Raw genomic sequence first — 12,464 nt, 5'->3', positions numbered from 1 at the left:
TCCGCCGAAGCTAGGCCAAAGGTTTCGCCCGCCCTGCCAGCGCCAGGTGCACGTCCTGGCGCGCCTCGAAACGCAGTCCGCATCGGCCGTCGATGCGCCATATGGCCACAGCGGCCACGCGTGAAAGGCCCGGTATCTCGATGTGGACGCGCTGGCCAGGCTGAGGCAGGCCCGGGCCATCGGCGCGCAGGCCGTGCGGTGACAAGTTGCGAACGCGGCAGGCGTGCTCGTCGCCCGAGACGATCAGCATGCCCGATGCGGTAAGATTGGCGCGGCCCTCGCGTCTGCGCTCGCCGAAAGGAAGATCATCGCGGCCGGCGGAATGGGACGGGGCACTCGAATGGGTCATTTCTATCCTTGTTTTCAGCGAATCTTGACGCGGAAGCGCAGCTGGAACTGGGTGCCGGTGTTGAACGTGGAGGTGGTGCGGACGCGGATGCCGCGGACGTTGGCGTCGTAGCCGCTGGCATCGGGCTGCGGCGTGTAGGTCCAGGTGGTGCCGTTGTAGAAGTCGATCCCATCCGTGGTGCTGGCCAGGCTGGTGAAGGTATAGCTGAGCCCGCTGCCGCCAAGTCCGGTGCCAAGCAGGCTGCCGTCTAAGAATTCGACCGGGCCTTTGCCCGCGGTCGCGATGTCCGTCACGCGCAGGATCACGTTTGCCGGCAGCAGATCCTCGCTGACGATGTTGCGGACGGGCCAAAGCCAGTTCGCGTTCGGATTTACATAGAGAACCTTGTAATCGACGACGGCCCCCGGGAGCGAACGCGGCGTCGCGGTATAGCCGAGCGGGTCCGAGATCACCGTCGCCGTCTTGGTGATCGTTAGCGGGTCGGCCAGCGCCGGCGAGGTGCTGACGAGCGCGAGAAGAGGGAGGAGAAGGTGGCGCATCACCGGGCTTTCCCAAGCGCGCGACCGATCGAAGCCTGGTCGAACTTCAGCCGCATCGTCAGATAGGCGCCCTGGCGGGTGTAACGGTCATTCTCGAAGTCGCGGTCGCGATAGCCAGCGACGTTGTAGCCGGCGCTGACCCAGAGGTTGCCGCCCGGCGAGAAACCGGCCGAGGGGCCGAAGCTGAAAGCCTTGGCGCCGCGGTTCCAGGCGTGCTGCATCGATCCCTGTACGCCGATATCGAAGCGGCGGCCCAGATCCTTGCGCAGATCGAAGCCGATGACGTCGACATAGCCGGTGTAATCGTCGTCGGCGAAGCTGCCGCGCACCCACTTCGAGCCGTAGTATAGCGTGGCCTCGAAGCCGTGGCCGTCGCCTTCAGCGCCGCTGCGGTAGTTGACCGCGAGGTTGTTGACCACGCGCAGGGTCGACTGAAAGCCGCCGATGCCGGTCGAGATGCCGAGGACGTTGCCCGCAGTAATTCCGGCATCGGCCTTGTCGCTACGGAATTCGAGGCGTTCGAGCAGCGACCAGCGGCTGTCGAGCGGCCGCAGCGCCAGCGCCAGGTCGGCATTGAGCGACGAGCCGGTCGCGCCGTCGCGCTGGCGGAGCCGCGAATAGCGCAGGCCCGCCGCCAGGGTCTTGCCTTCGCCGAGCGAGCGCAGGACGCTGGTGGTCAGGTTCCAGCGATTGTCCTTGTCGCCGCGACGGTATTCGACGCGGCCGTTCCACGACCAGCGCGCCGCGCGATAGGTCGCGCCGAGCGTCACGGCGGTGAAATCGCCGGCATCGTTCTGGCCGGCAAACCCACTTCCGACGCCGATTGGCTGGAACGCGCCGATCGCGGCGTTCTTCGAGACCTTGCCGCTGACCGTGTTGCTGGCGTCGAGCGAGGCGTCGATCGTCCAGTGAGCGCCGAGCGGCAGCGACTGGCTGAGGCCGTACTGCGCGAAAGTGCGACGTCCGTCTTCGGCCACGGCCTGCTGATTGAGCGTCGAGGTAAGCTTGGCGCCTGTCCAGGGTGCGACATCGAAGCCAACGCGCGCGGTGTGCGCGGTATAGTCGTCGCCCTTGGCGATCTCGTAGCCGCCGAGCAGACGGATGCCGTCCTTGACGCGCCAGGCGGCGTTGATCTGGTGGCGGACGGGGAAGTCGGTGCTGGCCTTGTCGCCGCCGGGCGCGAACTGCGTCTGGCCCGAAATCTCGACCTTCCCGTCGAACAGCGCCTGGCTGCCGCCGATCGTGAGCAGTTTAGAATTGCGCTCCTTGCCATCCATGCCGCGATCGAGCGCGAGTTGGCCGCCGACAAAGATCGTGCCGCCCTGGCGACGGTATTCGAGGCGAGCGTCGGCGGCAGTGCGCGTGCCCGGTGCGTCGAGCTGCTGCTGATGCCACATCGCGCCGGTAAAGGTCAGCTTGTCGTTCAGGCGCCAGGAGCCGTCGGCGCCGACTTTGCGCGTACCGGCCTCGATCAGGTTCTGCTGGCCGAGGCCGAAGCCGCGGTCCTGCTGGCGGGCATAGACGAGCACGTCGAGCGACTGACCGTGATGCTCGGCCTCGGCCAGCCAGGCGCGGCCCGAATTGATGCCCTGACGACCGCCGGTTGCGATTTCTCCGCGCAGTTCGGTATTCTTCGTCGGTTTGGCTCTGATGTCGACGGCGGCGATCGTGCCGTTGCCTTCGCCAAGGCTTTCGTCGCGGATGGCGCTGGCGCCGAGCTCGATCTTGCCCTGGGCGAGGCTCGCCGCGGCGCGGCCGCCGGCGACGAGCTTCTTGCCCTGGCCGAAGGTCTCGTATTCGACGACGACGAAGATCGGGTTGAGCTGGGGGTCGCGGCTCAGCACGGGCTGGCGGAAGCGGATCGTGCCCGATGCCACGTCGAGGTCGTAGTCGATGTGACGCGTCAGCAGTTCGCTCGATACCACCAGTTCCGGGCGCAGGCGGTCGCGGGTTTCCACGCGCAGCTTGTCGCTGTTGGGGATGATGTCGCGGGCCGAGAGGCGATAGGGGCCGGACAGGCCGTTGCCCTGGAATTCGTCGCGGGCATAGCGCTCTTCGCTGTGCGCGGCGAAGCCGGTGAAGCTGACGGTCTTGCCCTGGTATTCGACCTTGGCGCCGTTGAGCGTGCGGCTGTAGCGACCGAGATGGGTGCGGGTCAGGCCGGTCTCGAAATCGCCGAACAGCGCGTAGAATTCGCGGCGCTCGAGGCGGACGTAGAGCTTGCGGCGCGTGGGTGCATCGTAGCCCTGGCGCGAACCGTCGCCATAGACCGTGTAGTAGCGGTTCGGGTCGATCGTGCCGAGCAGGCCGCGGTCGGGATCGAAGCTGCGGTCGCTGTCATAGGCCAGGGTCAGCAGCCAAGAGCCCTTGATCCGACCTTTGGCATAGAAGGCGAGCTGGCCGTCGGTGACGAGCTTGCCGCGTTCGCCGCGGGGCAGGGTGCTCGAGCGCGTCTTGAGCGTATCGTAGCCGATCGTGCCCGAACCGAAGCCGACGATCATCCAGTCTTTCTGTGCGGCCGCGAGCCAGGCGCGGATGTCGCCGGTCCGTGCAGCGTCGCGATCTCCGAGCGCAAGCGTGGCGTGGACTGCACCAGCCTGGGTTGTGGGTTCGAGCGCGATGAAGGCCAGGCCGTCGTCGCCGGTGACGCGGGCCGTGGCGTCGGCGCCGTCGGTACCGGCGAGCTGGCGCGCCTGCTGCAGTTCGACCTCGGCCGCCGCGACATAGGGCTGGTCGACGCGGAAGGCCACGGTCGTGCCGTCGCGAGCAGGCTTGCCCGCGCGGTCGGTCAGCCGCACCGCGATCAACGGGCGGGTCAGACCGTCGGCGACGAGCAGACTCTTCTCGGGCACGAAGGTGGCGGTCACGGCAGCGCCCGCGGCGTGGACCGTGCGGGTCAACGTCTCGACCAGCGTGCCGTCGGCGGCGAGCACGCGAGCTTCGAGCTGGTTGTCGCCTTCTTCGAGCGGCAGGCCGGTCCAGCGCGAGATCGCGACGTTGCGTGCGGCATCGGCGTCGGTCGTGTCGAAGGCGAGTGGATCGATCGGCTTGCCATTGAGGCGCAGTGCCACGCGCTGATCGGGATAGTGTTTGATCACGACGCGCAGCGTCGGAGCGCGCGGATTATGATCGACTTCCGGGAACAGCATGGCGATGCCGGGCTGCTCGAACGGCAGCCAATCGCGGCTACCGGCTGCGTGAGCGTCGGAAGCGACAACCGGAAGGCTGCTGACGATCTCGACCTGGCGACCGGTCGGACGAAGCTGGAAGTCGACGCGCTTGAGCAGGCCGCCGTCGCTCTCGACGAAGCGGGAAATGGCACTACCGGCTTGACGGGTATCGGCGTCGCAGGCGACGGGCTCGTGCGTTGCAGGCAGGCTGGCAGTGTCGAGTTGAAGGACGTGGCGCCCCGGGCGAATGCCCTCGACATGGTAGAGTCCGTCCTTGTCGGTGATGACGAAAGTGCCGTCCTCGAGCATCAGGCGGATGTTGGGGACGCCCTTGCGCTTGGCCGAGGGATCGCCGCAGCCGCCCTCGGTGACGCGCCCGATCAGAGTGAATCCGTCGGTGAACAGCAGGGCCTTGATACGGACGGGGGCTGCGGCCTCGTTGCCGGTCAGGCCCCCTTCGCCCGAGGCCAGGACGCGGTTCACCGCCTCGCCGCGCGGCGCGCCGGGGGCAACTGTGACGATATAGCTGAGATCGATCGAGGTGCCGGCGGCGATCGTCGGGATCAGGAAAGCCATTGAGCGGCCGTCGCTCGCGACTTGAGGCTCATCGGCACCGCGCGTCGAGCCGCGCTCGTAGCGCAGCCCCTGCGGCAGCAGATCGGTGACATGGACCGATCTCGCGGCGACTTCGCCGCGGTTGGCGACGGTCACGCGATACTGGACGAAGTCGCCGGGCGAAGCTTCGCGCACGGAGGCGGCCTTCGTCAGCAAGAGCTTGGTTTCGCCCTGCCGATCCATGGGGATGTCCGAATAGAAAGGATCATCGCTCTCGATGAGAAAGGTATTGCCGTAGGAGGCGTCGTTGAGGATGAAGGGCCGTCCGCGCGGATCCTTGAGCTTGGCCAACTCCTGGCGCGGTCGCGCGGAAGGCGCACTGTAGCCTGGCGGCGGCTTGACGCGGAGATGGTAGCGGCCTTTGCGCACCAGCGGGAAGCGGTAGTTGCCCTGCCCGAAACGATAGACGCGGCCGCTCGCGTCCGTCGTTGACCCCCCGCTGATGACCGTCGAGGGATAGCGGCTCTTGCCGTCGTCCCCAAAGACTTCGGCCAATTGTTCGTTCTCGTCGTAAAGTGAAATTTCGGCACCATCGATCATCGTGCCGGTCTGGGAATCGAATAGGTACCCAGCCGGATCGACAAGTTCGGAATAGGTGGAAGAATAGCTGAAGTCGTCCTCGGAGAAGTCGAGCTGGATCCAGGCGCCCCGTTCGAGGCGGGCGTCACAGGCTGCGAATTCGGGATGGGCGCCCCTTTCACGGATGCCTCCGGCGAAAACGCCGGTGTTCGGACCGGTTTCGAGCAGATCGACGACGAGCGAGACCTTGCCCGTGCTGACCTTCACCTGCGAGTGTTCGCGGATTAGCGGATCGTGGTTGCCGGCCTCGTTTTCGAGAACCATGATGACGGGCGCATCGACGTCTAGGACCTGGGCCGCTGGAGAACGTGCCAGCATCGCTTCTTCGATCGGTGCAGGCGTGAACTTCAGCGAGGGGGTGGTCTCGCAGGCTTCGCCATCGAACATGCTGCCGACGGGGGGCAGGTGGAAGTTGAGGCGCGTCGGTCGTTTGGTTCTGTTCACGCCGAGCGTGACGGTGTTCGACGAGACCGAACGCTGCGCGCCCGCTTCGCGGAAGCGCATGACCGCGGTGTTCGACACTTGCGCGACATCGCCCGCCGACGCCGGAACGGCGGCGATCAGCCAAATGGCCAGGGCGATGATACGCGCAAGATGCCGGAGAACGGACATGTCGGGGCCTGCCTGCCGCGCATGCGCGGCCGAGCGAGGGGCCTTCCTTTTGCTGCGCAGTCCTTAGTTGATCTTGACGTGGAACAGGGCGCCGACCGAGGCGCCGCCGGCCACGGTCGGAATGTTCATCGTCACCGTCTTCGAAGTGCCGTTGAACGAAGCGGTGTAGCCGTCGCTTTCGCCCGAATCGCTGTCGTCGTCGTCCTCTGTCGTGCCGGTGAGCAGGCAGGCGCCGAGAATACCGACCGGGCCAAGCGAGATCGAGCCTGGAACATATGTCGTGTTCGCCGGAATGACGTCGTTCAGCACCACCGAAGTTGCGGCCGTATTCGCAGTCGCGTTGTGCACGACGAAGCAATATTGCACTTCGGCGCCCGGCAGCGCCTTGGGAAGGAGCGCGTTGACTCCGTCCGAAATCACGGCCGCGGTCTTGGTCACGCTGAGCGAGACATTGTTCGCGGTGATCTGGATGCCGCCATAGGCGCGGCCCTGACCGTTGCGCGCGATGTCGCCCAGATAGGCGGCGTCGCTGTCGTCGTCGGCGAAGACGATGTCGATCGTGTTGTCGGCATTGGCGAGATTGAGATCGGTGGCGACCAGCGCGGAGCCCAGCGAGTTGGCCGTGCCGCCGGCGGCGATCGTCACGTGCATCGAGGTGAAGGCCAGGTTGATGCTCTGCGAGTTCGGCACGTTGCCGACCAGGAACACCGTCGCCGACGCGTCGGGCGCCAGTTCGTCGATATATTCGGCGGTGTCGACGCCGGGATCGTAGACTCCGTTGCCGTTCTTATCGACATAGGCCTTGAGCCCGGTCAGGTCGAAGTTGTCGGTGCCCGGCAGGATACCCAGCGAGATGTTCTGCTGATCGGGATCGAGGATGAAGTCCTGGGTGCCGTTCGTGGTGTTGGTCACCTTGAATTTCACGAAGACGTTCTGCTGGTTGACCGTACCCTGGGTGAAACCCGACTGGTCGAGGGTCACGGTGAAGTTCGCCTTGCGGTCGACCACGAAGCTCGACGTCGTCGAGTTCGTCGTCTGCGGCGTGCCGTTCACGGTATAGGACACCGACGCAGTGTTGCTGATAGTCGTACCTGCGGCGCTGCCGGTATCAGCATGTGCGGTGCCGGCGCTGGCGAGCAGCGCCGTGCCCGACAACAGGATTGCGCGTGTTCTGTGCATTTCTCTCTTGCCCCGTATGTTTACTGCAAAAATCTTGACGAATTACTTGAGGAGGCCCTCGAACGAGACCTGGCCTTGCGCGCCGGCGGCGATCGGCGAAGCGATCCGCCAGCGGACATGGGTGACGTCATCGGTCGTCGCGGCGCGTTGGCGGCCGTCGGCGGTCGTGACGCGCAGCGCGGCGAGGGGGCCGAAGGTTTGGCCGTCGACCGAAAGCTCGGGCGCCGCCGAACCCGCGGCTGGCGCGCGATAGGCGATACCCTTGGGCACGGGATTGCTCAGCACGACATTGCCGATCGCGGCGCTGCCAGTGTTGCGATAGGCAAGGCGCATCACGACCTTGTCGCCCGGAACGGCCTTGGCCGCGCGCACGAGGCTCACCGTGGTCGTGCCGTCCGCCGCGGCGCGCTTCTGCAGCGTGAGCATGCTGGATTCGACCGTCAGCGGGCCGTTCGCCAGGGCGGGGACAGCGATCGTGGCGGCCAGAGCCGCCGCTAAGTATCGAAGCATGAACGATTTCCTCATAGTATTCGGACCTTGAATGCGATGGTGCGGGTGCCGGGCGCGACCTCGCCCAGGCCGACGAGAATCGAGCCGTCGTCTGCCTGGCCGGGGTCGTCGTCGCCCGCGTCTGACAGCGTGGCGCCGTCGAGCGTGAGGCTGCCTGGGACGTAAGCGGTGCCCGCGGGTATCGGATCCTCGATCTCGACGCCGGTGGTCGCGCGCGGGAAGGCGGCGAGCAGGCGATAGGTGACGATCGCCCCCGCGTTCGCCGTGGCGCTGCCGTCGGACGTTTCGACGGTCTGCGATTTCGTCAGGCTGGGTTGGACCGACTTGGCGAGCAGCCGAAGGTTGGTGCCCGTGACCGTGCCGTTCGTGTCGGCGCCGGTCTTGCCGACGATCGCGTCGCCGCCGCCGTCGCCCTGGCCCGGGAAAACGGTGCCGGGCACGCCCGAGCCCGTCCGCGCCAGGGCGCGCAGCCGGATCGTGCCCGCTTTGGCGCAATCGCTGCCGATGACCGCGAAGACATGCGTCCTTGCGCCACTTCCGAGGGTAAGCTGCGAATTCGCCAAAGGCTTGTCGACCGCGGCGTCGTAGACTTGGCCGCCATCGGTATCGCCGGCGATGAACAGGACCGATGCGCCCTGTCCTTCGGCCTGGGCGGTCAGGTCGAAGGTTTCAGTGCCGCTGCCGTGGTTGACGACGACGAAGCCGACCGCACACTCTTCTCTCTCCGGTACGGGGCCGCTCGGCGCATCGGTTTCGACCGAAACGTCGAGCGTTTCGGCGAGGATCAGGCTTGCCGTGTTCGAGGACACAGTGTGACGGACGCCGGCGATGTCGAAGCTCAGCGTGGCCGTGTTGGAAATGACCGTACCTGCGGTCGACGCCAGGGCTTGGGCGCACGACAGGGCCATGGTCAGCGCGAAGGCGCACAGCCACACCGCCAGCTTTTTCGCTGCGGTCTGGAAGAGGCTCGCCCCGGAATATCGGGTTGCCAGAAGGGTTTCTGCGCCGTTCACGCAGCCCAGAAGCGGCCGACGCAGTTAACTCGGTCTTACTTCGGCTGCCAAACGGGGATTTCTGCGACCATGGTCTTAGCCCTACGACCAAAGTCGGAGGGGCAATTGACGGATGATCGGATCGGAATTGGGAAGATACTTTTGATATAACGCCTTATCGATGGGCAATCGCGGATGATCTTTAAAATCTACGAGAGCATCATCAGGCTGGCATTGCCACCCGCCGCCGTGGTGTTGATCGAGGTGGAAACCTCCTCCAGCAACCCATCGCAAGTATAGGCGAGCGCCTGGCCGGCCTCGGCCGCGTAGACCGTCACGATCGCGCCCGGCATCGCCGCGACCGTTTCGACCATAGCTGCGGCCTGCGTCGGGCTGCCTTCCACCAGCGCGGCGGCGAAGGGGGCCGAGCGACCGATGGCAAAGGCGGCCGCGACCGCAGGTGGCAGTCCCGTCGGAAGCGCCATGCTCTCGACGAAACCGCGATTGCCGGTGGCGAGCACCACGGCCATCTGTTCGATCAGGCCGTCGCGCGTCGCCGGTCGCATCAGGACCGGCCCACGCGGATGCAGCGCATAGAGATTGCGCTCGCCGACCGGCCCGGGCAGCACGAGTTCGATGCCGAGCGCCGATGCCTCGCCATAGCGCCGCGCGCGCGCTGCGCCGGGCGCGTCGCCCTCGCGCTCGAGCCAGTCGGCGAAGTCGTGCAGCGGCGTCGCCAGGTGTCCGGCGCGTTCGGCGAAAACCGGCGGGATCGTCACCAGCCGGCCGAGATATAGCGGACCGCCGGCCTTGGGGCCCGTGCCTGAAAGCCCACGTCCGCCGAAAGGCTGCACGCCGACGATCGCGCCGATGACGTTGCGGTTGACGTAAAGGTTGCCCGCCTTCACCCGCGCGGTGACGTGCGCCACAGTCTCGTCGAGCCGCGTGTGCAGGCCAAAGGTTAGCCCGTAGCCGGTGGCGTTGATCGTCTCGATCAGTTCGCCCAGCCGCTCGCGGCGATAGCGCACGACGTGCAGCACGGGGCCGAAGACTTCGTGCGTCAGCTCGGCCACGCTCGGAATCTCTATAATCGTCGGCGGCACGAAAGTGCCTTGCGCGGCCTCGGGTGGCAGGTCCTGCTGCTCGACCGCGAAGCCGCGCGCGCGCATCGTCTCGACATGCCGTTCGATGTTCGCCTGGGCCTCGGCGGTGATTACCGGGCCGATGTCGACCGCTAGTCGGTCGGTGCGGCCGAGGCGCAGTTCCTTAAGCGCGCCCTTGAGCATCGCCAGGGTGCGATCGGCGACCTCTTCCTGCAGGCACAGCACCCGCAGCGCCGAGCAGCGCTGGCCGGCGCTGTCGAAAGCCGACGCGATCACGTCGGCGACGACCTGTTCGGCGAGGGCAGAGCTGTCGACGATCATCGCGTTCTGTCCGCCCGTCTCGGCGATCAGCGGGATCGGCTTGCCGGCGGGCGAGAGCCGTGTCGCCAACTCGCGCTGGATAAGGCGCGCGACCTCGGTCGAGCCCGTGAAGATCACGCCCGCGGTCCCGGGGGCCGCCACCAGCGCCGCACCGATCGCGCCGTCGCCGGGTATGAGTTGTAGCGCGTCTTGCGGAACTCCCGCGCCATGCAGCACCCGCACGGCCTCTGCGGCGATCAGCGGCGTTTCCTCGGCCGGCTTGGCGAGCACCGAATTGCCCGCGACGAGTGCCGCGGCGATCTGGCCGGTGAAGATGGCGAGCGGGAAGTTCCACGGGCTGATGCAAACGACGGGGCCGAGCGGTGCCTGGCCAGGGCCGAAGGTCGCCCGCGCCTGAGCCGCATAGTAGCGCAAGAAGTCTATCGCCTCGCGCACTTCGGACACGGCGTTGGCGGCTGATTTCCCTGCCTCGCGAATGGCGAGGCTCATCAGTGCGGGCATGTTTGCCTGCATCGCGTCGGCCGCGCGTTCGAGGATCGCGGCACGCTCACCAACCGGGACCATGCTCCACGAGGCACCGGCCGCTCGCGCGACCGCGTCGGCGGCCTGTTCGGTCGAGACTTCGATGACCTCGCCGACGACATCGCGATGGTCGGCGGGATTGTGCACCGTGCGGACCGTACCTTCGCCGCTCTCGGCGGTGGCGGTCCAGGTGACCTCGGCGCTGGCGGCGAGGGCTCGGGCCAGGGTCGCGAGCGCCTGCTCGTCGCTGAGATCGATGCCGGCCGAATTGCGCCGGTCGGGATAGAGCTCGGCCGGCAGCGCGATCCGATCGTGCGGTGCACCCGGCTTCGGCATCGCGCGGACGAGATCGACGGGATCGGCGATCATCTCGTCCACCGACACCGCGGGATCGGCGATGCGATGGACGAAAGAGGAATTGGCACCGTTCTCCAGCAGGCGGCGCACGAGGTAGGCGAGCAACGTCTCGTGCGTGCCGACAGGGGCATAGATGCGGCAGGGGCGGTCGAGCTTCTGCTTGCCGACCACCTGCTCGTAGAGCGGCTCGCCCATGCCGTGGAGGCACTGGAACTCGTACTGCCCGATCGCGAAGTCCGGGCCGGCGAGATGATAGATCGTCGCGAGGGTCTGCGCGTTGTGCGTGGCGAACTGGGGGAATACCGCCTCGGGCGCGGCCAGCAGCTTCCTGGCACAGGCGATATAGGCGACGTCGGTGTGGAGCTTGCGCGTATAGACGGGAAAGTCGGCCAGGCCGTCGACCTGGGCACGCTTGATTTCGGCATCCCAATAGGCGCCTTTGACAAGGCGGACCATGATCCGGCGTCCGGCGCGACGCGCCAGATCGACGATCCAGTCGATCACGAAGGGGCAGCGCTTGCCGTAGCCCTGGATGACGAAGCCGAGCCCGTCCCAGCCGCCCAGTTCCTGGTCGAGCGCCAGGCTTTCGAGCAGGTCGAGCGACAGTTCGAGCCGGTCGGCCTCCTCGGCGTCGATGTTGAAGCCGATGTCATAGGCCTTGGCGAGAAGGGCCAGCGTCTTCACCCGCGGCAGCAGTTCGTGCATGACGCGATCGATCTGGGTGCGGCTGTAGCGCGGATGCAGCGCGGAGAGCTTGATCGAGATGCCAGGACCTGCGTAGACGCCGCGGCCGCGCGCGGCGAGGCCGATCGCGTGGATGGCGCGCTCGTAGTCGGCATAATAGCGCTCGGCATCGGCGGCCGTGGTCGCGGCTTCGCCCAGCATGTCGTAGCTGTAGCGGAAGCCCTTGGCCTCCTGCGCTTCGGCGCGCTCAAGCGCCTCGGCGATCGTCTCGCCGGTGACGAACTGTTCTCCCATCAGCCGCATTGCGAGATCGACGCCGCGACGGATCACCGGTTCGCCGGCGCGCGCGACGAGCCGGGCCAGCGCCGCGCCGAGCCCGCGGTCGTCGACGCTGCCGACGAGCTTGCCGGTGACGACGAGGCCCCAGGTGGCGGCGTTGACGAACAGCGACTTGCCGCCGCCGAGATGCGCGCCCCAGTCGCCATCGGCGATCTTGTCGCGGATCAGCGCGTCGCGCGTCGCGTCGTCGGGGATGCGCAGCAGCGCTTCGGCCAGGCACATCAGCGCGACGCCTTCCTCGCTCGACAGCGAGTATTCCTGAACCAGGCCCTCGACGCCGCTGCCACGCTTCTGCTTGCGCAGCGTGGTGACGAGCTGTCGCGCGGTTTCGCGTATCGCCGCGCCGATCGGCGCATCAACTTCGGCCGCCGCGATCAGCGGTGCGAGGCATTCGGCTTCGGCGCGGCGATAGGCGGAGGTGATTGCCCGGCGCAGCAGCGAGGGTGCGGCGATAGGCGGGGCGAAATGGGCGAAGGGGAGGGGAGCCATGATCCTTCTATAGACCATTTCGTGCCGGGAGTGATCCGTTGCCTTCGCGACGCATCCCGCGCTAGCGCGGGTGCATGACTGAAACCAAGATCATCGATTGGGCG

General features: G+C 66.8%; 6 protein-coding genes and 1 pseudogene. All 7 read right to left on the bottom strand.

The genetic code is table 11. From position 1 onward, the window contains the following. Positions 1-10: 10 nt before the first annotated feature. Positions 11-349 carry a PilZ domain-containing protein gene (locus WG901_RS20125; protein WP_339588915.1) on the bottom strand — a complete coding sequence of 113 codons (339 nt, stop codon included), beginning with the start codon at positions 347-349 and terminating at the stop codon, positions 11-13. Positions 350-363: 14 nt separating this feature from the next. After that, positions 364-888 carry a hypothetical protein gene (locus WG901_RS20120; protein ID WP_339588914.1) on the bottom strand — a complete coding sequence of 175 codons (525 nt, stop codon included), beginning with the start codon at positions 886-888 and terminating at the stop codon, positions 364-366. Further along, on the bottom strand, positions 888-5,864 hold the full coding sequence (locus tag WG901_RS20115; protein ID WP_339588913.1) for a hypothetical protein: 4,977 nt from the start codon (positions 5,862-5,864) through the stop codon (positions 888-890). The genes WG901_RS20120 and WG901_RS20115 overlap by 1 nt, the downstream gene beginning before the upstream one ends. Before the next feature lie 63 nt (positions 5,865-5,927). Continuing rightward, positions 5,928-7,043 carry a hypothetical protein gene (locus WG901_RS20110; RefSeq protein ID WP_339588912.1) on the bottom strand — a complete coding sequence of 372 codons (1,116 nt, stop codon included), beginning with the start codon at positions 7,041-7,043 and terminating at the stop codon, positions 5,928-5,930. Positions 7,044-7,085: 42 nt separating this feature from the next. Then, entirely contained in the window at positions 7,086-7,553 is a 468-nt protein-coding gene (locus WG901_RS20105; protein WP_339588911.1) for a hypothetical protein, read from the bottom strand. An 11-nt stretch (positions 7,554-7,564) separates the two neighbouring features. Further along, positions 7,565-8,461 (bottom strand): hypothetical protein, encoded by an 897-nt coding sequence (locus WG901_RS20100; RefSeq protein ID WP_339588910.1) that lies wholly within the window; start codon positions 8,459-8,461, stop codon positions 7,565-7,567. A 293-nt stretch (positions 8,462-8,754) separates the two neighbouring features. Beyond that, positions 8,755-12,387: pseudogene (gene putA, locus WG901_RS20095) on the bottom strand (trifunctional transcriptional regulator/proline dehydrogenase/L-glutamate gamma-semialdehyde dehydrogenase); the annotation flags it as partial. Between the last annotated feature and the right edge of the window lie 77 nt (positions 12,388-12,464).

The sequence above is a fragment of the Novosphingobium anseongense genome, assembly GCF_037482895.1.
Lineage (GTDB): Bacteria > Pseudomonadota > Alphaproteobacteria > Sphingomonadales > Sphingomonadaceae > Novosphingobium > Novosphingobium anseongense.
Note: the sequence above shows the minus strand (reverse complement) of the source record. Positions and strands in the feature narration are given on the sequence as shown.

Bases quoted from the DNA above. Each gene is read 5' to 3' on its own strand.
- WG901_RS20125 (WP_339588915.1), bottom strand. From the start codon at position 349: ATGACCCATTCGAGTGCCCCGTCCCATTCCGCCGGCCGCGATGATCTT.
- WG901_RS20120 (WP_339588914.1), bottom strand. From the start codon at position 888: ATGCGCCACCTTCTCCTCCCTCTTCTCGCGCTCGTCAGCACCTCGCCG.
- WG901_RS20115 (WP_339588913.1), bottom strand. From the start codon at position 5,864: ATGTCCGTTCTCCGGCATCTTGCGCGTATCATCGCCCTGGCCATTTGG.
- WG901_RS20110 (WP_339588912.1), bottom strand. From the start codon at position 7,043: ATGCACAGAACACGCGCAATCCTGTTGTCGGGCACGGCGCTGCTCGCC.
- WG901_RS20105 (WP_339588911.1), bottom strand. From the start codon at position 7,553: ATGCTTCGATACTTAGCGGCGGCTCTGGCCGCCACGATCGCTGTCCCC.
- WG901_RS20100 (WP_339588910.1), bottom strand. From the start codon at position 8,461: ATGGCCCTGTCGTGCGCCCAAGCCCTGGCGTCGACCGCAGGTACGGTC.